Here is a 26398-nt window from a genome sequence, read left to right as displayed (position 1 = left end):
TGGCTACTCATGTTGCCGGAATCCGCATCGCGCACACCCACGAGCACCGGGAGGTCAGGGTGAACCGGCGCAGCTCTGGCGGTGCTCCCGCGCTTGGCGCCATCGCGTGGTCTCCGGTCGGCCGCGTGGGAGAGATGACCGTCCGCGAGGGGCGGGGGGAGTCTGGCCTCAACTATCGACTGGTGCGACGGCGAGGGTGGCAGGTGGTCGTGTTGGGGGGGAGCCGGCAGGTGATCGAGGTGGGGAGCGCGAGGATGCAGGACCACGCCATGGCGTTGGCGGCGATGTGGGAGCAGGGGGTGCTTTCGGGGCGGATCGATGTTTCTTGAGGGGCTTTGTAGATTGGGGAGACCGCTTGGTTTTTGGACGAGGTGTTCGTGCTCGACGGACACGCGCACGGGACAGCAGGGGACCCTCTGCGCTCGGACAGGCTTGCTGACTCCGACGGGAGGCTCGTTGGAGTCATGGTGTCCTTCTCGTGGGTGATCGCTCCGAAGGTCCGCTTCGTACGCAAAACTCGCTCAGAGGGTCCCCTGCTGTCCCTTTTGTGCGCGTCTTTGGCGAGGGGGGTCTCCGTCGCCAACAACGATGAGGTGGTCTTTTGTGGGGAGCTTTGCTTCGAGGGTAGTGAGCGACCAACAAAGCGCAGGCCGCTCGAGCGGAAGGGGCCCGCGTCGAGCACCGAGCCGGCGATGCTGCGTCCTTCATTTGCGAAGAGAATGCTGGTCCTCGCGGGCAGGTTTGCTTCGGGAGTCTGCCTGAAGATTTAACGAGAGCGCGCCGCGCCCAGGGACCGCGAGCTTGGCTCGGCGGGGCTGGGGCGGCGCTTTGTGAGGGTGAGCGCTGGAGGGAGGCTCAGCCGGCTTTTGAGCCGCCCAGGCAGGGCGGAGAGGCGGGGATCTGGCCGCCGCGGGATGCCCACTGATCTGGCGTCAGGGCCTGGATCGACAGGGCGTGGAGGCCCGCGGCGAGCTCGGCTCCCAGGGCTCGGTTGACGGCGCGGTGGCGGGCGACGAGGCCCTGGCCGTCGAAGCTTGCGGCGACGACGACGACCTTGAAGTGGGTCTCGGAGCCGGGCGGGACGCTGTGGTTGCCCGACTCGTTGATCACCTCGAGGACGCTGGGCGCGAAGCTGCGAACCAGGGCGTCGTGGATCGCCTGCTCCCGGGGGCCGCTCACTCGGCGCTCGCTTCCTCCGAGGCGGGGGCAGGGGCTTCGGGCAGGGTCGAGGCGATGACCTGGGCGATGTCGAGGACCTCGATGTCCTCGTCCTTGTCGAAGTGCTTCATGCCGTCGGAGATCATCGTCTTGCAGAAGGGACAGCCGACGGCGACGGCGTCGACGCCCGCCTCGACGATCTCCTGAGAGCGGTTGACGTTGACCCGCTTCTCTTTTTCCTCCTCGACCCACATGCGGCCACCGCCGGCGCCACAGCAAAAGCCGTGCTCGCGGTTGCGGTCGAGCTCGACGAAGCGCCCCTTGGCGCCCAGGGCCCCCTCGATGGAGGCGCGCGGGCCGTCGTAGACCTTGTTCCAGCGCCCGAGGTAGCAGCTGTCGTGGTAGGTCATGGTCTTGCTCAGGGGGTTCTCGACCTTGAGCTTGCCCTCCTGCAGGAGCCTGGCGATCAGGTCGGCGTGGTGGACGACCTCGTAGTCCCCGCCGAACTGCGGGTACTCGTTTTTGATCACGTGGAAGCAGTGCGGGCAGGTGGCGATCACCTTGGTGACGCCGTGCTCGTTGAAGGTCTCGACCTGCTCGGCGGCGAGCTCCTGGAACTTGTCCTCGGCGCCGAGGCGGCGCAGCGTGTCGCCGGTGCACTTCTCCTGCTTGCCGAGCACGGCGAAGTCGACGCCGGCGGCATGGAGCACGCGGACCAGGGCCTGACTGGTCTTCTTGGCCCCGTCGTCGAGGGCGCCGGCGCAGCCGACGAAGAGCAGCCACTCGGCGTTGGGCTTGTCCTCGATGGTCGGGACCTCGAGGCCCTCGGCCCAGGCCATGCGGTCGCTGTTGTCGTTCCAGGGGTTGCCCTGGCCGTCGGCGATGTTGCCGATCACGCGGGTGACGTCACCGGGGGTCCGCCCCTCCTCGTCGTTGAGGACGATGCGCGTGCGCATCTGGAGGATCTTCAGGGGGTGCTCGATGAACACCGGGCAGACCTCCTGGCAGGCGCCGCAGGTGGTGCAGGCCCACAGGGTCTCGTCCTTCACGCGGCCGCCGACGAGGGGCGGGAGCTCCTCGAGCATCTGCTTGATCTGCGTGATCTTGTCCTTGTTGGCGTCGGCCGGGAGCTCGCGGTGGGCGGGGGAGTCCTCGTCGAAGTCCTCCGGGAAGCCCTCGACGCCGGTGTCGGGCTCGTACATGGGCAGGTTGCCCTTGGCCTCCTCGAGCTCGACCAGCAGGGCACCGCGCGCCTTCATCTCGTCCTTGAGGTCGTGGATGAGGTGCATCGGCGAGAGCGGCTTTTGCGTGGCAAAGGCCGGGCAGTAGCTGGTGCAGCGCGCGCACTCGGTGCAGGCGTAGTTGTCGACCAGCGACTTCCAGTCGAAGTCCTCGATGCGTCCGACGCCCCAGTTTTGCCAGGGGATCGGCGGCTCCTCCTCTTCCTCGTCCTCGTCGATCTCGGCGTCCTCGTCGGGCTCCGGCGGCATCAGCTGGAGCTTGGGCATGATCCCGCGCTGGCCCTGGCGACGCAGCAAGATGTTGGGACCCGAGCCGAGCACGTGGATGTGCTTGGAGAAGGGCAGGTAATTGAGGAAGGCCAGGACCACGCACATGTGGCCCCACCAGTGGATCTCCGCGATCGTGTGGGCGGTGTGGCGGTCGACGTCGACGAGCAGCCCGCTGCTGCCGCCGCCGGGGAAGGACGCCGCCCACTCGGGGCCGGAGTACATGCCCAGCCACGAGCCAAAGGCGTAGGAGACCATCACGCCGTCCTCCATCTGACCCGAGTAGACCATCTCGAACATGTGATGGCCGAAGTGGGTGAGCACGATCAGCGAGATCGCGCTGAGGATCAGCATCGCGTCGAGGTTGACCGGCACGAAGGTCGGGCGGATGACGATGCGGCGGAAGAAGGCGTAGATCAGGGCCACGGCGACGACCGCGTTGCCCCAGTCGACGAAGAACTTGAGCCAGGCGTGGCCGGTGTCGCCCAGGATCGTGCCCAGGGTGAAGCCGAACTTGCCGAACAGGCCGGTGATCAGCATGTCGAGCAGGCCGACCTGCAAGATCAAAAAGCCCCAGTAGAGCGCGAGGTGGTGCCAGCTACGCTTCTCCTCGACGACCTTTCGCTGGCCGAAGAAGAAGGTCATCAAGCTGGCGATGCGCTCGCCCCAGGTCTCTTCGAGATTCGCTGGGCGACCGAGGGCCGCGATCTTGACGAATTTGGACAGGTTCTTGATGAACAGGCCGACGGCGAGGGCGACGACGACCACGAAGGCGAAGAGCTTGATCATCTCGGGCTCCGAAAGGGGGGTGGTGGCCCCGCTGACGCGGGGGGTCACGACAGCGCGCTATACCACAGCGAGCGGGAGGATCCGCCATGCTATGCCGCCAAAACACTGTTATTCGCGCTGGATCACGATGTCAAGTTCGGCTTTGGGCGGCGAATTGGGGATCGCTTCGGGCGTGCGCGAGCGCGGGCGGGGGAGCACGCGCGACAGCGGGCTCGAGGGAGAGACGACCCACCCGTCGTCTCCCAGGCGCTGGCTCTCCCGCGCCATATTGACCAGATTGGCCCAGTGAAGGGCTGGTCGACTCGTGTTGATCGGAACAGTCGCTCGCGGGAACATCGCTACAGCGGTGGAGGAGGACATCGATCTGCACGCCGACACCGTGTCGGTGAACGTCCCAGGTGGTCAGGCCGAGCCCGAAGCTCGCGCCGTCAAGAATCGCCAGGGCATGCAGGTCGGCGGCTACGCGCTCGAGCGCTTGCTGGGCGCGGGCGGTATGGGCGAAGTCTGGGCAGTGAGCGCCATTGGCGGGGGCCCGCCGCTGGCGCTCAAGCTCCTCAGCGGGACCTCGCCGACGCGGCTCTATCGCTTCAAGCGCGAATTTCGAGCCCTCGCGGACGTCGAGCACCCCAACCTCATCCGCCTGCACGAGCTCGTGGTCCCGGCCGACGGCCAGCCCTACTTCACCATGGAGCTCGTCGACGGCGAGAGCTTCGTGGCCTGGATCCGCGGCGGCGCGCCCGAGGGCAGCCTCCCGGATCTCGAGCGCCTCAGCGCCGCCTTCACCCAGCTCGTCGCCGCCCTCGACAGCCTCCACCGCCAGGGCTTCGTGCACCGCGACGTCAAGCCCTCCAACGTCCTGGTCGACGAGAGCGGGCGCGTCGTCGTGCTCGACTTTGGCCTGGTCTTCGATCTCGACGAGCCCGAGCACGGCTTCACCCGCGACGGACAGCTGCTGGGCACGCCGGCTTATATGGCCCCCGAGCAGGTCGAGGGCGAGCGCGCCGGGCCGGCGGCGGACCTCTACGCCGTCGGGGTGATGCTCTTCGAGTCCCTGACCGGCCGCGCGCCCTTCGAGGGCTCGGTCCTCGCCATGCTCGCGCACAAGTCCGGCGACCATGTGCCCGATCCGAGCGCCATCGTCCCCGACATCCCCGCGCGCCTGCGCTACCTGTGCCTCGGCCTGCTCGCCTCGCACGGTGACGACCGGCCCTCGGCGCGGACCGTGCTCGCGCAGCTGGCAGGAGAGGGCGACGCGCTCGGCCTCGAGGTCTCACCGCGCAGCCCCAAGCCGCGGACGATCGAGCGCGTCGACTCGGGCCTGCGCGCGACGGGCCCCTTCATCGGCCGCGCGCGCGAGCTCGAGGTCCTGCGCGAGGCCCTCGACGCGTCCTTCGCCGAGCAGCGCCTGAGCCTGGTCCACCTGCTCGGCGCAAGCGGTCTGGGCAAGACGGCGCTGATGCGGCGCCTGCGAGCCAAGCTCGACGAGACCGTCATGGTCCTGCACGGGCGCTGCCGCGAGCGCGAGTCGATGCCCTACAAGGGGGTCGACGCGGTCATCGACGCGCTCTCGGCTCAGCTGCGCCGCCTCGAGCCCGCGCGCATCGAAGCGCTCACGCCCCCAGATCTCGACGCCCTCGTCCGCGTCTTCCCCGTGCTCGCCGAGCTGTGGCCCGAGCCCCCGATGCAGATCCTCGATCTCGGTGAGCTGCGCAGCTTGGCCTGGAACGCCCTGCGCTCGCTGCTCGTCGAGCTCGGGACGCAGCAGCCCGTGCTCGTGCACATCGACGACTTTCAGTGGACCGACGCCGACAGCGTGGAGCTGCTGCGCGCGCTGATCCGCGGCCCGCAGCAGCCCGCCATGACCCTCGTGCTCGGCTACCGCGGCGACGCCTCCGGGCGGATCACCAGCTTGCGACCCGAGTCGGGCGAGTCGAGCGCGACCTTCGATCTGGTGCTCGGGCCGCTGCTCGACGACGAGGCCCTCTCGCTCGCGCGCTCGCTCCTCCTCGAGCGCGGCGAGCAATCGGCGACCCTCGAGCGCCGCGCGCAAGCCCTGGCCCTGCGCGCGGGCGGCAACCCGCTGTTCATCTCGCAGATGGTGCTCGCCGACGATCACGGGGAGGATCAGCTCGATCTCGACGCGCTCTTGACCCGACGCCTCGACGCCCTCGCGCCGGCGGCCCGTGAGGCCGTCGAGGTCGTCGCCCTCGCCGGCGCGCCGGTGTCTCGCAAGGCCGTCTTGGCGCTCAGCCATCCCGACGCCGCCGCCGAGCTCGACGGCCTCGTGCGCGCAGAGCTGCTCGTTGGCCAGGGCGTCCTCGAGCTCGCCCACGAGCGCCTGCGTGGGCTGCTCCTCGACGGGCTCCCGGCGTCGCGGCGGGCGGCCTTGCACCGCGCCTATGGAGAACGCCTGCTCGCCGAGCACGGCCCCGACGCCCCGGGCGAGCTGCTGTTCTCGATCGTCGATCACCTCGACGAAGGCGAGGGCCTCGGCCAGAGCCCGACTCGGCACGGCGCGGAGGACCCCCCCGAGGACACACAAAGCGGCGCAGGCCTCGAGCCTGGAGAGGTCCCGGGGGAGCGCGAGAGCGTGGGCCAGCGCAGCTCGGGGCGGTGGGCCGTGGCCCTCGACGCGCTCGAGCCCGCGCGCCGCCTGGAGCTCGCGCGCCTCAACTGTCACGCGGGAGAGCGCGCCCTCTCGGCCACCGCCTGGGACGCCGCCAAGCGCTACTTTGGCTACGCCCTGGCCCTCGCCGAGCCGTGGCTGGACGCCGCCAGGCAGGGCGCCGGGGATGCGCGCGAGCTGTGCTTCGAGATCAGCTTGGGCCACGCGCAAGCCTGGGCCATGTGCGCAGGGGCGGCCGCCGACGGGGCCTTCGACGCCCTCGCAGCCTGGGCGCTGTCATCGGCCGAATTTGGCGAGGTCGCGGCGCGGCGCCTGGCCATGCTCTCCTTGCAGGATCGACCCGTCGAGCTGATCGCCCAGGCCCGGGCGGCGCTCGGGCGCTTGGGGATCCCGATCCCCGAGCGCCCGCGGCTGAAGGTCGCCAAGCGCGAGGTCTCGCGGGCCTGGCGGGTCCTCGGCCGCGCCTCCCTCGAAGAGCTGCGGGCGCTCCAGCCCGTCGAAGACGCCCACGTCAAGGCGCAGATGGACCTCCTGGCCCTCGCCTTGCCGGTCGCGGTGCTCGTCAGCCGCGAGCTCTACATGGTGCTCGCCGCTCGATACGTGCAGCTGCTCGCCCGCCACGGCCTGCACGAGCGCGCCACCTACGTGTTGATGGCGCTGGCCTACTGCGTGTGCGTCCTCGGCCGGGCGCGGGACGCCGGCGGCCTCTCCGACCGCGCCCTGGCCCTCGCCGACCACGGCCTCGCCCCGGCCGAGTCGCTGTTCTCCGCCAAGGTCGTCGACCTGCTCTTCGTCCACCCGCGCTGCCGACCCCTGCGCGACTCCCTGGCCCACTTCGCGCCGACCCACGCCCGGGCCTGCGAGCTCGGTCAGTGGCGCGCGGCCAGCTACCTCGCCGTGGTCGGGACGGGCTTCTTGCTCGACGTCGGCGACTCCCTGGACGCGGGCCTGGCCTACCTCGACCACGCCCAGGCGCGCCAGCCCGAGCTCGGCGGCGAGGAGTACCGCAAGATCGCCGTCGTCCACCGCAGCTACGCCCGCAGCCTCCGCGAGGGCGTGCCCGTGATCGAAGCCGAGGTCCTCGACCCGCTCTATCGCCTCACGCAGCTCAACTGCGTGGTCGTCGAGGTCTGCGCGGCGATCTTGCTGGGCGACCTCGAGCGCGCCCACGCCCGCGCGCAGACCATCTACGCCGACTACGACAGCCAGCTGCGCGGGAGCTGGAACCTCCCGCGCTTCGCCATGCTCCACGCGATCTTGCTCGGTGACCGCCTGCGCGCGACCAAGGGCCTCGAGCGCCTGGGGCTCTACCGCGAGCTGCGTCGCTGCCGGTTGATCACCCGCGAATACGAGCGTGACTGCCCCGAGAACTACACGGCGATGCGGGCGATCGTCGACGCGGAGATCGCCGTGGGTCGCGGTCGTGACGACGCCGCCGCGCAGGCCTACGAGCTCGCCCGGAGGCGCGCGGAGGCGCAGTCGATGCACTGCGTCGCCGGGCTCGCCTCGGAGCGGCTCGCGGCGCTCTATCGTCGCCGCGGGCATGGGCTCGCCGAACAGGCGGCGCGAGAGGCTGCGGTTGCGACCTATCGGGGCTGGGGGGCGCTGGCCGTGGTCGCGCGGCTCGAGGGGGAGAGGTCGGTGGGATAATCGTGACGCCAGACGAGGTCAGGCGCATCTCATTCGGAGGGGCGGAGGATGACAAGCTCAAAAATCAGCACAGAAGAGCGCCGTTTCATGTGGGCCGTGCAGGCGCTTGCACGACCGGCCGATGATCAGGAGCAGCTATTTCCGGATTTTACCGTGATCGCAGACGAACTAGCTCTCGAGCACGAAGAGACTCAGGGGCCGTTTCTCGGCGGCTCATGTGGCACTGAACTCTTCTCTGCTCAACGAGAAGCGATCACGGCGCTCGATGCTCAACTCGAGAAGATGAGCTGCCCCGACAATGCTCATCTTTGGACTCCTGAAGCTCTCAGGACGGCATTGGAGTGGGAACGGGTACGAGAGCTTGCAAGTCGAGTTCTATCGAAAATGAACTGGAGAGCCGAGGCCCCTCCCCGTGATCGTGGGGCGATATATGTCGGGCCGCCTGATATGCGTTAGTTGACGCCACACAGACCAAAGACCACGATGTGTGAGCCTGCCCCAGTTTGGAGGACACCCCAGCACCGCCGACTCGAGCGGCTCTTCTTGGTGAACGACGCGGGGAAACGACTTCGAGGGCCTGCCGGTGGCGGAAGAGCTCTAGCTCCCGCTGGATCCAAGCGCGAAAAATGACTGGGCAGGGAGCGCAGATCAGACGACGATCAGCGAGATGGCGACGGCGGCGGCAGTGCTGACAGATCTACTCGTATCTCTGTATGCGATCGTGGACTCCGAGTTATGGGACGCCGAGGCTCTGAGAGCTTGGGCCGACTCTCGAATCTCGGAGCTCGATCGACCCTCCGAATGGATCTTGAACCTGAGCATGTGTGGGTCGGGAGAAGCCGCGCAGGCCAGCTTGAGCGCGGCTCTCGAAGAAACTGGGGTGGTACTGCCGGAGAACTACGGCGATCTTCTCGCCGGGTGCATCATTCTCCGGTCCGAAAGAACTGGCTCCACAAAGCAAGAGCTGCTCGTGCGGCTCTTCGATGCATGTGATGCGTATGCCATCAACGGACTCGAGGTGTCTCGACTTGGAGAACTTGCAAGTGCTGATACGGAAGCTTTGGCGCGCGCTTGGCCAGAACTCGAAGCGTCGATGGCTCCCTTGCTTCGAACCGCGCGAAATGAGGAGGATCGGATCCGCTCTGAAAAATGGGGCGCCTGCGGGGCGACAAGCCTGGCGCAGTGAGAATTTTGCGCTCCTTGGTGTCAGTATCGATGGTGTGCGTCGTGGGCACCAACCTCGGGGAGGAAGCCGACCACACAGACGGGGCCCAGGCCTGCGTGTCGCTCGAGCCTGAAACCGTCATGAAAATTGGATTGCGTTCGCTCATGAAATTTTGTCTTCAAAAAATGTGCATATTAATTTCTTGAACGCCAGTTGGATCCTGATAGCTTCAACCGACATCAATCGAAAATCGTCGTATCTCCGGCTCCGCGGCCGGGACGGCGAGCTTCGCTATCTGGAGAAGAAGAGACACCATGGCCACTTTCACCTTCCAAGGGACCGTCGTCGACACTGCTGGAGAGCCCCAGAGCGGCCGCCTGGTCACGATCTATCGCAAGACCACCCTGCGCGACAATGACGCGCGCCAGCCGACTGCGACGACCGACACCAGAGGAAGCTATACGGTCGGGTTTACCTGGAGTGATGTCGAGAGCGGAGACTTCGAAGTCGTCGTCACCGATGTCTCGACCTCCGAGGAGCTCGGCCGCTCCGTGGTGCTCTTCGAGCTTGGTGAAGGGGAGCACCGCGTGGACATCGTCACGGGCGGCCAGAGCTACCGCGGTCGCTCCGAGTTCCGTAGAGTCGATGTCGCGGTCGAGCCCCTCGCATGGGAGGGGGCTTCGAAGATCGACTATGCAGATCTGGCCCTCGACGATATCGAATACCTGGCCAGCAAGGCGGGCTTCCCTGCCTCGGTCATCGCGCTGTTCATCCACGCCCATCGCCTCGCGGACTTGAGTGAGCGGGCGGTTGGTGCCCAGGCCTTCTACGGCATGCTGCGCGAGGGTCTGTCTCCGACCCTCGCCGAGCTGCTGGCGCAGGGTCCAGAGGTTCAGCGAGCGGCTCTGGAGCGCGCTGTCACCCGCAACCTCATCGATGAGATTGCTGACACCACGCTCGCTGCCTATATCACCGCGCTCGACTCTCTGGCCATCGACGTCGCGGTCTGGACCGATCAGCTGACGGGAGAGAGCTCCAAATTTCGCAAGATGATCGACTCTGCGGGGCGCGAGAGCGCCGAGGGGGCCGAGTCCGTGCAGCGGGCCTTCCTCGCCAAATATGCGGCTCACGATGGAGACCTCGACAGCTTTTGGAGCGCCGTCATCGCCGACCCCGAGCTCGGCCAGGACGTCCACGACACCTACAAGTGGAGCCTCCAGGTCCAGGCGGTCTGCAACGGGCACCAGGAGCTCATCGACGTGCTCCAGGCCAAGCGCAACGACGCCCAGGATCCAATCCTCGAATTCGGGGATCTCGCCACCATCGACGTCGAAGGCTGGAAGACGCTGATCAACGCGGGCGTCGGCGTGCCGACGTCGATCCCCGAGTCCTGGGACGAGAGCGATCGCGTCCAGCGCTACGCGGAGACCATCGCGCGTCTGGTCTCCGACACGGTCCCGACCCGGGTCGTCCACGAGCGGATCAAGCGTGACGCCGCCGAGCTCGGCGGGGCGACGGATCTCGACACCTTCTTCACCCAAAACCCCGACTTCGACCTGCGCGACGCGGTGGTCCAGCGCTACCTCGACGCGAACCCCACGGCCTTCGACGAGGTCCCGACGAGCGACGACCGGCGGGCGGCCTGCCTGGAGAACGTCAAGACGATCCAGCGCCTGAGCTACATGGCGCCCCGCGGCTCGACCTACGACACGCTCAAGCCGCTCTACGTGGCGGGGATCCGCTCGGCAGCCGACGTCGACGCCATGGGTCCGGTGGCCTTCGTGCGTCGCTTCGCCGCGAACTTCGGGGAAGGGGAGCTCGGCAAGATCCGCGCGCGGGCGGTCTACGATCGCGCTTCGCACGTCTACGGCATGACCCTCGCGCTGCTCAGCAAGCACGCGCCGAGCTTCAACGCCGTGAACATCGGGCCGGTGCTCCAGACCAGAGAGCTCCCGTCCTCGGCCCCCGACCTCGAGGCGCTGTTTGGCTCGATGGACTACTGCGGCTGTGAGCACTGCCGTTCGGTGTTCAGCCCGGCGGCCTACATGGTCGATCTCTTACAGTTCCTGCGTCAGCAGCCAGGCACGGGCAGCGACGCGCTCACCGACCTCCAGGCCCGGCGGCCAGACCTGACCAAGATCGATCTCTCCTGCGCCAACGGGTCGACCGCGCTGCCCTACATCGATCTGGTCAACGAGCTGCTCGAGACCCGGGTGTCTCAGGGCGAGGCGCCCGCGGCCAGCCACTGGCAGACCACCTGGACGGCCGAGGAGCTCGCGCTGCGCCCGGAGCACCGCGACGAAGGGGCCTACACCGAGCTGGTCGCCGCGGCCTACCCCTGGAACCTGCCCTTCGATCTCGATCGCACCGAAGCGGACCTCTACCTCGACGAGCTCGGCGTCTCCCGCCACGCGCTGCTCGAGACCTTCGACGTCTCTGCCGATGCCGACGCCCTTTCGCGGGCGCGCCTCGGTCTATCCGCGGCCATGGCAGCCGCGATCACCGGGGGCGAGGGCTTCTCCACCCTCGACTCGTGGAATGGCGAGAGCGCGGCCACTCTGACCAGCGTCGAGGCGGTGCTCGAGACCTCCGGGCAGGACTTCGACGCGCTCGAGGTGCTCCTGGAGACTTCCTTCGTAGGGGAGGGGCTTTCGATGAGCTTCGCGGCCTTCCCCGACGAGTGCGATCTTTCCCAGGCCAGCGTCGACGGGCTCAGCGACGCCCACCTCGAGCGCTGGCATCGCTTCGTTCGACTGCAAGGGGCGCTGGGCTGGACCGCCTACCAGCTCGACGCCGCCTTGCGGGCCTTCGCGCCCACTCCGGGCAGCCTCGATGCGGCCTTCCTCCAGCGCCTGGGCGCGGTCGCGGCGATCGGCGAGCGCCTCGAGCTCGACGGACTCGCGCTCTTCGAGCTGTGGGCGGGGATCGATCTTCGGACGCCGCCAGAGGACAGCGAAGCCCCCTCGCGCTACGCCAGCGCGTTCTTGCGCCGGACCTTGATCGCCGATCCCGAGGGCTCCAACTTCGCCCTCGACGGCGACGAGCTGAGCGCCACGGCGCTGGCGATGTCCGACGACGCGCGCATGAGCGTGGTCGCGGCGGCCCTCGGGGTGTCGAGCGCCGAGATCGGGCAGCTCGTGAGCTGGCTGAGCACTGCGGGCATGCCCGCGGACACGACCACGAACCTGGCGATCCTCTCGGCCGCGCGCCGCCGAGTCACGTTGGCGCGGGCGCTCGGGGTCACGCTGACCGAGCTGCGGCGACTGATCGCCTTGACGGGCATCGATCCTTTTCACGACGACGCAGCGAGCGTGGTCGACATGGCCGGCCTGCAGCGGACCGCCGACTTCCTCGACGCCGCGCAGCTCGTGCTCGACTCGCCCTTCTCGGCCCAGGCGCTCGGCTGGATCCTCCTGCACGAGGCGCCGACCACCGCTGGGATCGAGCCCGACTCGGACGCCACGATCGCCTTGCTGACGCTGCTCGACGAGCAGCTCGCGGGTGTGTCCGAGGGCTACGCCCTGGTCGCCGATCCCAGCGGTGCGCGCCTGCGTGACGCACTCGCCGAGTACCTGGCGCCGAGTGAGCCCGCCGACCTCGCGGCCGACGCGGTGCGCCTCGACGCGCTCATGGCGATCATCGCGGGGACCTCCAGCGAAGACGAGGCGACCCAGACCAGCACGATCGCGGCGGAGCTCGGCGGCTTCCTGGTCGATCTCGCGGCCTCGCAGGCGGCCCTGGTCGGGGCCGGAGAGCTCGACGATCGCAGCGCCCGCTACCAACACGTGCTCGATCAGCTGCTGCCCTGGCTCGAGGCGCGGGCGCGGCGAGCCGTGACCATCCAGACCCTGTCCGATGGCCTGGGCCTGGCCGTCGACCTCGGGGAGCAGCTCCTCGTCACGGTCATGCGAGGCGCCGAAGAGGCTGCCCTGGTCGAGAGCTTCGAGTCTGGGGGCAACGTCGACGCGCAGGGCGAGCCGACGAGCTCGGTGGCCGAAGCCTTCACGCGCCTGTACAAGGCCGGCGCGCTCGTCATGGCGCACGGCTTCGACGCCGATGACCTGACCTACCTCTACGGCGAGGGCGCCCCGGAGCCCTCGCCCTGGTTGCATGTCGACGATCTCGGCGCCAGCCAGGCCACGCAGACGGACTTCGCGGCGTGGTCGCGGATGGCCGCGGTCGCCCGCGCTCGAGCTCGATTCACCGAGATCGGGGACACCCTCGAGCAGCTGCGGGCCATCGCGCTCGTCGACGAGGTCGACGCCCTGCTCGCCGAGTGGGGCGGCTGGCGTACGGATGATGTCAGCGCGCTGCGTCAGCTCTACGGCCTGAGCGCGCCGGAGGACTTCGACGACGAGGCCGCGTTCATGACCCTGCTCGACGCCCTCGAGCTCGTCACTCGGGTGGGCGTGAGCGCGTCGATGATCGTCAGCCTGGCCGCGGGAGAGGCCAGCGCTGGCGAGGCCGACGCCCTGCGCCTGTCGCTGCGGGCGAGTCACGGCGACGCCTCCTGGGCGAGCACGGGCAAGGCCCTGCGTGATCATCTGCGCGAGCGCCAGCGCGACGCCCTGGTCGGCTATCTGCTCGCGCGCGGTGACGAGGGCGTGAGCTTCGCCAACGAGAACGCGCTCTACGCCCACTACTTGCTCGACGTGGAGATGAGCGCGTGCGCGAGCACCAGCCGGATCAAGCTCGCGCTGAGCTCGATCCAGCTGTTCATCCAGCGCGTGTTCCTCAACCTCGAGGCGGGGATCGAATTCGACGCCGACGCCGCCGTGCAGTACCGGTGGATGAAGAACTACCGGGTCTGGGAGGCCAACCGCAAGGTGTTCCTGTACCCCGAGAACTTCGTCGAGCCCGAGCTGCGCAGCGACAAGTCGCCGCTCTACGCAGAGCTCGAGGCGGTCCTGGCCCAGGACGAGCCGAGCGAGAAGCTGACCGAGCGGGCGTTCTTGGGCTACCTCGGGGGGCTGGAGAGCATCGCCAAGCCGGAGGTAATGGGGCTCGTGCGAGAGCGAGACGGCCAGACCGAGCTCGATCGCCTGCACGTCCTCGCGCGCACACGAGGTGAGCCGCATCGCTGGCTCTACCGAACGCGCGAAGACGGACGCGTATGGACGGCCTGGGTGGAGCTCCCCGTTGAGATCGAGGGCGACCACGCGTTGCCGGTGGTGTTCAATGGTCGTCTCTATGTCATGTGGCCAACTTTCCGTCTGACAATGGACGAGATCGAGAGTGTCAGCGAAGATGACCAGACTGCCGGGTCCCGCGGTAAGGGAGTAATGGAGATCTCCCTCAATTGGATGGAGCGCCGCTTCGACGAGTGGAGCGCCCCGCGGAACAGCGGGAGCTTTCGTGTCGCAGATCGGGCCTTCTCCGAGTTTCAAGCTGACGACTATGTGGCAAATGCTCGATTGGCCACTCGCAACGTGATCAACACCGCGACGGGACAGCCAACTCTCGAGGTCTGCGTTCGAAGCTATAAAGCACCTTCGGAAACAGAGTTCGGGATTCTAGAGGGAAACATCTACGCCTCGACTGTGGTGTACGCCGTCATTGGCCGCTTCCTCCTCGACGCGAGCCGAGGCGAGGTCGTGGCTCAAGCGCTCACGGAGATCGAGGAGCCCGAGACTCTGGAGAAGTGGTCCTACGAGTACAATAGCCACCGCAACGCCGCGCAAGCGCTGCGCTCGGCGTCAGACTCTCCCGATAAGCTGCGTCTGGAGACCACGGAGACCAAGTGGCCGTGGCGAACACAGTCGACGACCTTGATGAGTGCGCCGCCCACGGGATATCGGCTCGTCTTCGCACAGGATGATCGAGCCGCGCTCGTCGGTGATACGGGCTTTTTCTACCAAGATCGCTGGCGGAGCTTTTACTTGGAACCTCGGGACATCTACCTCGCGGGGAACTGGACCCTGGGGATGGTGGATCCCGGCGATATCGAGGGGGCGCCTTTCATGGAGCTGGGCGGGTTCAAAACGGAAACACCGAGCCTGAGCCTGGCGAGCAAAGACACGGACCCAAAGTACAGTCTCCTCGCAGCCGACTCGCTGGAGGTTCAGTCGAAATGGAGCGCAGGGTCAGGCCTGTTCTCACCGGACCATGTCGCAAATGGTCTTTGGGTGTCCACGCAACTCGAGGCTGTGACCGTCGTCGAGGATAACTTCGCTGCGGGTGTCTACAACACGCTGGCAACCAAGGAGGCCACAGGGAGCAGCCTTCCCTGGCAAGGTAAATATTTCTCGGCCGTGATGTTCGAACATCCGCACACAGCTCGCTTCATGGGGCAAGTACGTGCCCATGGCGTCGCGGGCTTGCTCTCGCCGACGGAAGATCAAGACCCTTCGGGCACTCTCGGGCGCCAGCTCCTGAGCGATGAGGTGTTCAGCGAGACCTACTACGACCCCAACAAAATCGACACTCCCTGGCCACTGGCAAATGTCGACTTCAGCCCTGGTGGTGCCTACAGCCTCTACAACTGGGAGATCTTCTTTCATGCGCCTTTGCTGCTCGCCAAGCGACTGAGCGCGAGTCAGCGCTTCGAGGAGGCCGACACATGGCTGCGGAGGATCTTTGATCCAACCGCGAGCTCGGGAGATGTGCCCGCCCGCTATTGGCAGATCAAGCCGTTCTTCGAGAGCGCTCAGCCATCGGATATCCACGAACTGCTCTTGCTGCTGCACTACGAGGGGAGCGATCAGGAGATTCTCGCGGCCCGCGAGGCCTTCGAGTATCAGATCTGGCGCTGGCGTCGAAACCCCTTCGACCCCCACCTGATCGCGGGCCTGCGTGATGGCGCCTATCAGCGCGCAGTAGTCATGGCTTACCTCGACAACCTGATAGCATGGGGGGACAGCCTGTTCGCACGGGATAGCATCGAGTCGATCAACGAGGCCACGCAGCTGTACATCATGGCCCAGAACATCCTCGGGCAGCGTCCCGTGCAGGTCGATCCTCAAGGAGGCCCTACCGTCCAAAACTTCGAGGAGCTGGAGTCAGGTAGCCTGGACGCGTTCAGCAATGCGGTGGTCGAACTCGAGAACTACACCCTGGGTTCTCTTGCGCACTCGAGCTCGATGCAGACCGATACAGACGGAGGAAGCGACTCGCTCACCTCCATGGCCCGGCTCCCACACACCTGGTATTTCTGTATTCCGCCAAATGCCGAACTCCTCGGCTACTGGGACACCGTCGACGATCGGCTCGACAAGATCCGTCGCTGTCAGAACCTCCAGGGGATCGAGCGCACGCTCGCGCTCTTCGAGCCGGCCATCGATCCCATGGCGCTGGTCTCCGCGGCTGCGCTCGCGGGGGACTTCAGCTCGGCGCTGTCGTCCTCGTCGGGTCGAGCGCCCACGCATCGCTTCCGGGTCTTGCTGGGCAAAGCGCTGGAGCTCGCGGGGGAGGTTCGCGGCCTCGGCTCGAACCTACTGCAGAACCTCGAGAAGAAGGACGCTGCGGCCCTGGCTCAGCTTCGAGCCGGGCAGGAGCCCGCCTTGCTCGGACGTGTTCGAGCGGTCCGTGAGCTTCAGCTGACTCACGCCGAGCTACTGATCGACGGCCTCGAGCGAGCGATGGCGACACACCAGGCGCGCCTCGATCACTATCAGGGTTTGATCGACAGCGGTGAGCTCGTGGAAGAGGCTTCTCAACGGTTTGCGTCGGGAGCTGCCCTCACCTCGACGAAGGCGGCCTTGAGTCACCTCGAGCTAGCCAAGAAGCTGAGCCTGATCCCTGATCTTCAGATCGGTATCCAAGGCTTTGCGAGCTCGCCCCAGCTGACCACGTCGATCGGCGGGACACTCTTTTCGCGCATGGAGAGCGAAAGCGCGGGGATCCTTCACGCTCAGTCCAGTATCGCCAGCATGGAGGCAGGGATGAGCGCGACGAGTGCGAGCTATATTCGGCGCGCGGAAGACTGGTCACTCCAGATCACCTTGGCCAGCCACGAGCTGGATCAACTCGAGGCCCAAAAGGTCGCCGCCCAGACCCAGGTGGAGGTCGCCAAGGCCGAGCTCGACGCCCATGACCAGCGGATCGCCGACGCCGAAGCCGTCGACGTGTTCATGCGCGGGCGCTACACCAACGACCAGCTCTACGATTGGATGGTCAAGCAGATCAAGCAGGTCTACAAGCAAGCCTACAACCTCGCGTTTCGCATGGCCCTGGGCGCGGAGCAGGCCTACCGCTTCGAGCTTCAGCGCGACGACAGCTTCATCGGCTACCAGTACTGGGATCAGGCCCACGCGGGGCTGCTCGCGGGCGACCTGCTCGTCCAGGATCTGCGGCGGATGGACGCGGCCTACATCGACAACTACGAGCGGGAGTACGAGCTGACCAAGGTCGTCTCGCTGGCCAAGGTCGATCCCTACGCCCTCGCGGTCCTGCGCGAGACGGGCAGCTGCTACTTCACGGTGCCCGAGTGGATCTACGACCTCGACCACCCCGGGCAGATCCGTCGACGGATCAAGTCGGTGAGCGTGGCGATGCCGGCCGTCGCGGGCCCGCACGTGGGCGGAGGCTGCACGCTGACCCTGGAGTCGAGCAGGATGCGCGTCGAGACGGGGGGCGCCTACGCGGAGGTCGAGAACGACAGCCGCTTCGTCTACCGCTACGGCCAAGTCGAGCGCATCGCCACGAGCTCGGGGCGCGACAGCACCGGCTTGTTCGAGCCGAGCTTGGAGGGTCCGCGCTACCTGCCCTTCGAGGGCGCCGGTGCGATCAGCACCTGGCACGTCGAGCTACCGGGAGAATTTCGTCAGTTCGACTACGAGTCGATCGGCGACGTGCTGCTGACGATCCGCTACACCGCCCGCGAGGGTGGATCTGCCCAGGCGCAGGCGGCTCAGGGCAGCCTGGCCACGGTCAGCGCGGCGCAGACCTACCTCGGTCAGCAAAGCGGGGGCGCGGGCGCGGCGATGATGCTGCGGGCCTCGGTCGACTTCGCTGACGCCTGGTACGCGTTCTTGCGCGAGGAGCACGGCGAGGCGACGCGCAGCTTCACCATGAGCCTGGACGCGAGCCGCTTCCCCTATGCCTTCGCCAAGCGCACCAACCTGGAGATCGCCGGACTTCGCCTGGTGCTCGCCACCGACGCGCCCGCGGCCATGCCCGCGAGCTTGACGGTGCCCAGCGCGGGGCAGGCGAGCCTCGGAGGCTTTGCGTCCAGCGCCGAGCTCGACGGCCACATGCTGGCGAGCTGGGACGGGGCCGAGGCGCCGGGGAGCTTCACGCTCTCGATCGACGAGGCCGAGGTCGCCAACGCCGGCCTGGGCGTGAGCTACGGCGACGCGCACACGCGCTTCGACGCGGACAAGGTGCGCGAGCTGGTGGTGGTGGTGTTCTTCCGCGACCAGGCCTGAACCTGCCCTCGAGCCAAGACAGGAGTGACGCAATGAACGATCGAGACGATTTTGGCGTGGGCTTTGGTGCAGGCGCGGGTGCGGGCAAGGGCACGGACGAGGGCAAGGGCGCAAAGGACGAGGAGGCGATCGAGGCGCCGCGGCCGGGCGCTCGCGGGGCGTCGATCCTCGGGGAGGTCGATGCCCCACGGGAGAGCCCCTTCGTGGACAAGAGCAGCTTCGCGCCGGAGCTGGCCGTGCCCAAGGGCGGCGGAGCGATCGCCGGCATGGGCGAGAAATTCTCCGCCGACATGTTCACGGGCTCGGCCGGGATGTCCGTGCCGATCGCCACCAGCCCTGGACGCGGGGGCTCTGGGCCCTCGCTGGCGCTGAGCTACAGCTCTGGGGCGGGCAACGGGCCGTTCGGTCAGGGCTGGACCCTGGGCTTGGCGACGATCACTCGCAAGACCGAGCGGGGCCTGCCGCGCTACGAGGACGACGCGGGCTCGGACGTGTTCATCCTCGCGGGTGCGGAGGACCTCGTGCCCGAGCGCGACGCCAACGGTGACGCCGTGGTGCTCGAGTCGGGGGACTTCGTCGTGCATCGCTATCGCCCGCGCACCGAGGGCGGCTTTCGCCGGATCGAGCGCTGGGTGGATCGGGTGCAAGGGCGCACGCACTGGCGGACGATCTCCCGCGAGAACGTGCACAGCTACTACGGTCGGACGGCGAGCCGCAACAGCACGATCCACGACCCCGAGGCGCCCGCGCACGTGTTTCGCTGGCTGCTCGACGAGACCCGAGACGACCACGGCAACGTGATCGTCTACGAGTACGCGGCCGAGGATCTCGAGGGCGTGGACGCTGGCGCGCCAGCCGAGGCCGAGCGCGAAGCGAGCACCGCCCAGCGCTACATCAAGCGGATCTGCTACGGCAACGGGACGCCCGAGCTCGCGGGGGACTGGCTCTTCGAGGTGGTGTTCGACTACGGCGAGCACGGGGTCGAGGTCGACGGCGAGCTCGACGTCTCCCCGGCGCAGGTGCGCCCGTGGCCAGCGCGGGCGGACGCCTTCTCGAGCTTCCGCGCGGGCTTTGATCTGCGCACGCGTCGGCTGTGTCGGCGGGTGCTGATGTTCCACCGCATCCCCGAGCTCGACGCGGCGCCCTACCTGGTCGCGGCCACGGTGTTTCGCCACGAGCTGGATCCCCGGGCGGCCCGGCTCGAGGGCGTCACCCAGATCGCCTACGAAAAGAGCGGGGAGACCGGCTACTTCGTCCCCGCCGCGATGCCGGAGCTGAGCTTTCGCTACACCGAAGCCGCGGCGGCGAGCGCTCCTAGAGCCCTGGACGCGTCTTCGCGCGAGGGCCTGCCCGCGGGCCTCGACGGCGGAGAGCTGCGCTTCGTGGACCTCCACGGCGAGGGGCTGCCGGGGATCCTCGCCGAGCACGGGGGCGCGTGGTTTTACAAGCGCAACCTCGGCGAGGGCCGCTTCGATCGCCCCGAGGCCGTGACCAAGCCGACGGCGGCGAGCCTGGCAGAGGGCGCGCAGCTGACCAGCCTCGAGGGCGCGGGACCCAAGTGTCTGGTGGTCGAGGCGCTCCCGCTGGCCGGCTTCTTCGATCGTGGCGAGCACGTGCCCGAGCGCGGCGCGGCGGTCTGGGGGCCCTTCGTGCCCTTCGAGCAGGTCCCCACGGTGGATCCCCGCGATCCAGACGCGCAGCGGATCGACCTCGCCGGTGACGGCCTCCCGGATCTCGTGGTCGCGCGGGGGGAGTACCTCGAGTGGTATCGCTCGGCTGGCCGGCGCGGCTTCGAAGCGGGTCGGCGGGTGCACTTGCCCGGCGACGAGCGCGAGAGCCCGCGGCTGATCTTTCGGGACGAGAGCCGGGCCGTGCTCTTCGCAGACATGACGGGGGACGGGCTCTCGGATCTGGTGTGCGTCGGGCGAGCGGGGGTGCACTACTGGCCCAACCGCGGCTACGGCCGCTTTGGGCGGCGGATCCCCATGGCCGGGGTAGGGGTCTTGGACTACCCGGACCAGTTCTCGCCGGCGCGGGTCAAGCTCGCGGACATCGACGGGACGGGGCCTGCGGATCTGCTCTACCTCGGGGCGAGAGGATGCAGCCTGCGTTACAACCAGGCGGGCAACGGCTTTGGGCCCGCGCAGCTGCTCGAGGGCGTGCCGGCGGCCCACGCCCTCGCCAACGTCGACGTCGTGGATCTCGAGGGCCGCGGGACGGCCTGCCTGGTCTGGTCCTCGGCGACCGAGGTCGAGCGCGGGCTACAGCTGCGCTACGTGGATCTGGTCGGCCCGAGCAAGCCCAACTTGCTGGTGGAGGTCGACAACAACCGCGGGCTGGTGACGCGCACGCGCTACGCCTCGTCGACGCGCTTTTACCTGCAAGACCGCCAGGCGGGCCGGCCGTGGGCGACCTGCCTGCCCTATCCAGTGCAGGTGGTGGATCGGGTGGAGAGCCACGACCAGATCAGCAAGCAAAAGGCGGTCCGCTACTACGCCTATCACCACGGCTACCACGACGCGAAGGAGCGGGAGTTTCGTGGCTTTGGGATGGTGGAGACCTGGGACACGGAGTCCTTCGAGGCGTTCTCGGACGCCGAAGGCAGCTTGTTCTCCTTTGCGTATGCGCCCTCGAACAGCGTGGAGGAGAAGCTCCATCAGCCGCCGGTGCATACGAAGACGTGGCTGCACACGGGGGCGTTCTCTGGCTGGGATCGGGTGACGGCGATCTACGCCGACGAGTTCTATGCGGGCGACGAGGAGGCGGTGGCGCTGCCGGATACGGCCTGGCCGGCGGGGCTCGACGGAGAGGCCCTGCGCGAGGCGGCCCGGGCGCTGCGAGGTCGGACCTTGCGCGCGGAGGTCTACGCCCTCGATGGCGATCCTGACAAGCAGGGCCACCCCTACACGGTCAGCGAAGCGAACTTTCAGATCCGGACCGTGCAGGGCGCGGGCCCGGGGGCGCACGACCACCCCGTATTTCTCGTCCACGCGAAGGAGTCGCTGAGCGCGACCTACGAGCGCGATCCGGTCGATCCCCGGGTTGGGCATGACTTCGTGCTGGAGGTCGATGACTACGGGACGGCGCTCTGCTCGGCCTCCCTGGTCTACCCACGGCGAGCCGCCACCTCGCACGTGGAGCAGACGACGCACCACATCCTCGCCAGCGAGGCGGTCGTCGTACACGATGACGAGGATCCAGAGCGCCTGCGGCTCGGCGTCCCGATCGCGTCGAAGTCCTTCGAGGTCAAGGGCGTGGCCCTGCCGGCCGCGGGCTTGTTGGGCTTCGACGCGCTGAAGGCTGCCTACGCGGGCGCGACCGAGGTCGCGTACACGGACGAGGACGCGCCCGCGGCGGGGACGGTCGAAAAGCGGCTGCTCGGGCACGCTCGGGTGCGCTACTACAGCGACGATCTCTCGGGGGTGCTGCCCGAGGGAGAGATCGGCGTTCGGGCGCTGACCTACGACCAACTCACCCGAGCCCTCGACGAGACCCAGCTCGACGCGGTCTTCGGGGGCCTCGCCCACGCGCCGAGCTCGAGCATGCTGCAAAGCGAGGGCGGCTATCTCTACGAGGCCGGCCAGTCGGCGGGGACGGGGAGCTTTTGGCTGCGCTCGGGCCGGGCGGTCCTCGATCCGAGCAGGTTCTACGCCGCGACGAGCTTCATCGATCCCTTTGGCGCGACTTATACGACGAGCTTCGACGCGCACACGCTGCTGACGACGGGGGCGACGGATCCGCTCGGGAACACGGTCAGCGTGGAGAACGACTACCGCGTGCTCGCGGCCTGGGCGGTCAGGGATCCAAACGGGAACCGGACGCAGGTGGCCTTCGACACGCGGGGCGTGGTCGTGAAGTCGGCGGTGATGGGGAAGGAGGGCGCGTCGGAGGGGGACACGCTCGCGGAGCCGACGGCGACCTTCGAGTACGACCCCTTCGCGTTTCGAGATCGCGGCGAGCCCGTGTTCAACCGGGGCCGGGTGCGGGAGACCCACGGCGATCCTGACACGCGCTGGTTCGAGCGTTACAGCTACTTTGGCGGCGCCGGGCAGACGCTGATGGTGAAGGCGCAGGCCGAGCCTGGGCTGGCGCCCCAGCGCGACGAGGCGGGGGCGCTGCTCCTCGACGAGGAGGGCCAGCCGATCCTCGCGGACACCGCCCCGAGCCTGCGCTGGATCGGCAACGGCCGGGTGGTGCGCGACAACAAGGGCAACGCCGTGCGGCAGTACGAGCCCTACTACTCGAGCACCCACGCCTACGAGGACGAGGCGGAGCTCGTCGAGCAGGGAGTGAGCGCGCTGCTGCACTACGATCCCCTGGGCCGGGTCGTGCGGACAGACCTCCCCGACGGGACACTCTCGAAGGTCGCGTTCTCGCCGTGGGCGTCGACGCACTGGGACGCAAACGACACCGTGGCCGACAGCGAGTGGTACGCGGCGCGCTTCGACTACGCGGGGACCGACGCATACTGGCAAAAGGAGCGACGCGCGGCGGAGCTGGCGTACGCGCACCGGGAGACCCCGAGCCAGATGATCTTCGACAGCCTCGGCCGGCCCTTCTTGGGGATCGAGGATCTGGGCGAGGGGACGACGCTCGAGACGAAGGTCGAGCTCGACGTGCGCGGCTTACCGATGCGGATCATCGACGCGCGCGGGAACGTCGCGGAGGCGCGGATCTACGGCCAGCTGGGTCAGCTGCTGGAGACGAAGAGCGTGGACGCGGGGGAGCGCCAGTCGCTGACGACGATCCTCGGGGAGGCGCTGCGCGGCTGGGACGCGAAGGCGCAGTGCTTTCGAGCGAGCTACGACCTGCTGCGCCGGCCCGTAGACGGCTATGTGCAGCCGGCCGTGGGCAGCGAGGTCTTGCTCTCGCGGGTGATCTATGGAGAGTCGCTGGCGAGCCCCGAGGCGACCAATCACCGCGGCCGAGTCTATCGAAGCTACGGCGGAGGCGGGGAGGCGACGACGCCAGCGTACGACTTCAAGGGCTTGCCGGTGGCGGGAGAGCTCAGGCTCCCGCTGGATCCAAGCGCGAAAAACGACTGGACAGGGATCGCAGATCAGACGACGATCGATGGGATGGCGACGGCGGCGGCAGGGATGCTCGAGACGACGGTCTACACGTCGTCGAGCACCCACGACGCCCTGGGCAGGGTGCTGACTGCGGTGTCCCCCGACGGCTCGGAGGTGGCCTACGGCTACGACGAGCGCGGCGGGCTGAAGACGGTGGACTGCAAGCACCGAGGCGCCGCGACGCCGACGCCCGTCGTCGCGCAGATCCGCTACGACGTCCGCGGCCGACGAGAGTCGGTGACCCACGCCGCGAACGCGACGACGACGACCTACGCGTACGACCCGCGCAGCTTCCGGCTGCGCTCGCTGTCGACGACGCGGACGAGCGATGGCAAGCAGCTGCAGGCCCTGCGCTACCACTACGACGCGGCCGGCAACGTCACGGACATCCGCGACGAGGCGCAGCAGACGGTCTACTTTCAAAACAGCGTCGTCGAGGCCGCGAACAGCTACACCTACGACGCGCTCGACCGGCTGGTCGAGGCCACGGGCCGCGAGCACGCGACGGCGGGCACGGACCAGCGCTCATCGACGCAGCTGGTCCCGGACAGCGCCGCGCTGCCGATGGCGAACGACCCGAACGCCCTGCGGCGGTACACGCAGACGTACAGCTACGACGCCGTCGGCAACCTCGAGGCGGTGGTGCACACGCCCTCGAGCGGGACGGGGTGGACGCGGCGCTACCAATACCGGACGGATGGCAACCGGCTGGTGGGCACCAGCGTGTCCGGTGACGCGGCGGGCCCGCTGTACACGGACACGGCGACTTACAGCCACAGTTACCCCCACGACGAGCACGGCAACGTCACGAGCATGCCGCACCTGGCGGCGATGACCTGGGACGAGCTCGACCAGCTGCATCACTGCACGGTGGGCTCGCAGGAGGTGTACTTCCAGTACGGGGCAGGCGTGCGCGTGCGCAAGTACGTGGAGCACTCCGGCGGGACGAGGGAGGAGCGGATCTACCTCGGATCCTTCGAGCTCTACCGCAGGCGAGTCAACGGTGTCCTGAAGGAGGAGTGGGAGTCGCTGCACATCAGCGACGACAGCGGGCGGATCGTGCTGGTGGAGACCCACACGGTCGACGATGGGACGGCGGTGGCGAGCCCGACGGGGATCTGGCGGTTTCAGCTGAGCAACCACCTGGGCTCGGCGACGACGGAGGTGACCGAGACGGGGGCGGTGATCTCCCACGAGGAGTACCACCCCTACGGGACGAGCGCGTACCGGCTGCAGAGCAGCGAGCTGGAGGTGCCAGCGAAGCGCTACCGGTACACGGGGATGGAGCGGGACGAGGAGACGGGGCTTGGGTATCACGGAGCGCGGTACTATGCGCCGTGGCTGGGGCGATGGACGGGGGCGGATCCGATCGGGCTGGGGGATGGGGTCAACCGGTATTCGTATGTCGGCAACAGTCCGACCTCGCTGGTGGATGTCAGCGGAACCCAGGGGGTGGAGGTCATTGAAGGAGGCTACATCGACTCAGAAGGCGATACCGTATATAGCTTTGAGGATGAGAATGTATCTGCAAGGGCACCCACAACACTCGCACCACTCCCCGATGGGCGAGGGGGGCGAACTGAGCAACCCCTATACGAAGGTGATGCAAACTTTGCAGGAACTCAAGCCAACAACGATGCCCGAAACCATCGGGGAGGAGACCTCCTTGCGATAGAGACAACGCCCGAACAAGAAGCCGCGAGGCACGCCAGAGATCTCCGGAATGCAGCTTGGGATCCGGCGAGCATTGACAATGCGATCCGCGAGGGGAAGTCAGCCAAAGCGTCTTTAAAACTCACAGGATTGACGCTTGGAGTCGGCGCTATTGTCGGGGTTGGATCGGTGTTCATAGCGAGCAGTGCCATCGTCGCGGGAGCACTGGAGGCGGGCGGACTTATCTCACTCGGCACCAATGTGAGCATTGGTGCGAGTCTGGGTTTCCTGCAGGGGGCTTCATTCTCGGGCGGATTTGAAATGATTCGTCAGCAGGAGGAGCAAGGCCAGGTTGACTGGAGAAGGACTGGGGGAGCAGCGCTAGAGGGAGGAGAGCAAGGGGCAATTTGGGGGGCGTTGTTTGGTGTTGCAGGCTATACTCTTTCACTCGGTGCGAGGGCTCCGGTGTTGGAGGGAGGGCCAGTTCCTCCTGCCGCAAAGGGGGGAGTTAGCGAGACCGCTGGAGCCGTCACGAATCTCGGCACCCGAACCGCAGCGGAGAACGCGGCAGTGTTCAACGACCCCGCGGTAGAGGGGCTGTCGGGAGCGTTCGACCACACGACCGGCCGGTTCGTACTTCGTCCGAGCACGAGTGCAACCCCCCGTCCCGAAGGCTGGGTAGCGCAGTTCGGTGGCCATCGGCAGGTGCTCAACGACCTTTCAGCAGCGGTGGGCGAGAATGTAGCGGGTGCACCGGGTCGGGTCAGCGGTTTCTACATCGTCAAGCAGCCCGGCGGCGGCGTACGCTTCGGATGGAACTCCGGTCAAATCAACCCCGGTTCGCACGGAGGACGCAGTGTTCCGCCGGGACTTCGGCAAGGCATCATGGATGCCGTGAACGCGGCCCTTGGACTCTGACCACTGCCGCTACAATCCAGAGACGACCGCATGAAATTCCCTCAGCAAGTGCAAGATGTTCTGTCCGCCGGCTCGTGGTCCGACCCCGGGCCGGAGGCGCTCAATAAGCTCCTTGGACTCGAAGAAGGCGATTCGGATCTCGTGCTGTTCGCTTCGCGGGAGATGATGGAGCGGATCAAGGACGACCTCGATGGCGGCGGCTATGTGGACGACCCCGAGTTCTGTATGGTTCGGAACCAGCGCGACCGTGCAGGCTCCGCCGACCCTCGCCTTGTCTACGCGGATACCGTGTTCGTTGGAGGGGCGAAGTTCCCCGGTGATGATGTGTTCTTGGCCATCGATACTTCCAAACCGGAGCACGACCAGCACGTTCTCTGGTTTGACTGGTCCCGCCCAGCTCCCGAACGCTGGACGCCACTCGTGTCGGTCGCCGTGTTTGTGAAGCGCCTTGCTGAGTTGATCGCGGAGAGGCAAGCGCCAAGTCGGTGATCTCC

General features: G+C 67.5%; 7 protein-coding genes. 5 read left to right on the top strand and 2 right to left on the bottom strand.

What is annotated here, in order from left to right; translation table 11 throughout:
- Window positions 1-855 precede the first annotated feature (855 nt).
- Together G6O69_RS28555 and G6O69_RS42410 are read right to left on the bottom strand one after the other, a co-directional pair.
- Complete coding sequence (locus G6O69_RS28555; protein ID WP_172306641.1) at window positions 856-1179, bottom strand: BolA family protein; 324 nt, start codon at window positions 1177-1179, stop codon at window positions 856-858.
- A complete protein-coding gene (locus tag G6O69_RS42410; RefSeq protein ID WP_172306640.1) occupies window positions 1176-3503 on the bottom strand; it encodes a (Fe-S)-binding protein in 2328 nt (775 codons plus the stop codon). The genes G6O69_RS28555 and G6O69_RS42410 overlap by 4 nt, the downstream gene beginning before the upstream one ends.
- Before the next feature lie 256 nt (window positions 3504-3759).
- On the opposite strand from G6O69_RS42410, the gene G6O69_RS28545 reads away from it, so the two are divergent.
- From G6O69_RS28545 to G6O69_RS28525, 5 genes are all read left to right on the top strand, one after another.
- Window positions 3760-7731, top strand: coding sequence for a serine/threonine-protein kinase (locus G6O69_RS28545; RefSeq protein WP_176397138.1), 3972 nt, complete (start codon window positions 3760-3762; stop codon window positions 7729-7731).
- A 667-nt stretch (window positions 7732-8398) separates the two neighbouring features.
- Window positions 8399-8917: a hypothetical protein gene (locus G6O69_RS28540; RefSeq protein WP_172306638.1), complete on the top strand. Its 519-nt coding sequence runs from the start codon at window positions 8399-8401 to the stop codon at window positions 8915-8917.
- Between the two features lie 293 nt (window positions 8918-9210).
- Window positions 9211-18261 (top strand): neuraminidase-like domain-containing protein, encoded by a 9051-nt coding sequence (locus G6O69_RS28535; RefSeq protein WP_172306637.1) that lies wholly within the window; start codon window positions 9211-9213, stop codon window positions 18259-18261.
- Between the two features lie 32 nt (window positions 18262-18293).
- Window positions 18294-25904, top strand: a complete 7611-nt coding sequence (locus G6O69_RS28530; protein ID WP_172306636.1) for a SpvB/TcaC N-terminal domain-containing protein — start codon at window positions 18294-18296, stop codon at window positions 25902-25904.
- A gap of 30 nt (window positions 25905-25934) precedes the next feature.
- Window positions 25935-26393 carry a hypothetical protein gene (locus tag G6O69_RS28525; RefSeq protein ID WP_172306635.1) on the top strand — a complete coding sequence of 153 codons (459 nt, stop codon included), beginning with the start codon at window positions 25935-25937 and terminating at the stop codon, window positions 26391-26393.
- Window positions 26394-26398: the final 5 nt, after the last annotated feature.

The sequence above is a fragment of the Pseudenhygromyxa sp. WMMC2535 genome, assembly GCF_011083025.2.
This window is presented reverse-complemented; position numbering and strand designations above follow the sequence as displayed.

Bases quoted from the DNA above. Each gene is read 5' to 3' on its own strand.
- G6O69_RS28540 (WP_172306638.1), top strand. From the start codon at position 8,399: ATGGCGACGGCGGCGGCAGTGCTGACAGATCTACTCGTATCTCTGTAT.
- G6O69_RS28525 (WP_172306635.1), top strand. From the start codon at position 25,935: ATGAAATTCCCTCAGCAAGTGCAAGATGTTCTGTCCGCCGGCTCGTGG.
- G6O69_RS28530 (WP_172306636.1), top strand. From the start codon at position 18,294: ATGAACGATCGAGACGATTTTGGCGTGGGCTTTGGTGCAGGCGCGGGT.
- G6O69_RS28535 (WP_172306637.1), top strand. From the start codon at position 9,211: ATGGCCACTTTCACCTTCCAAGGGACCGTCGTCGACACTGCTGGAGAG.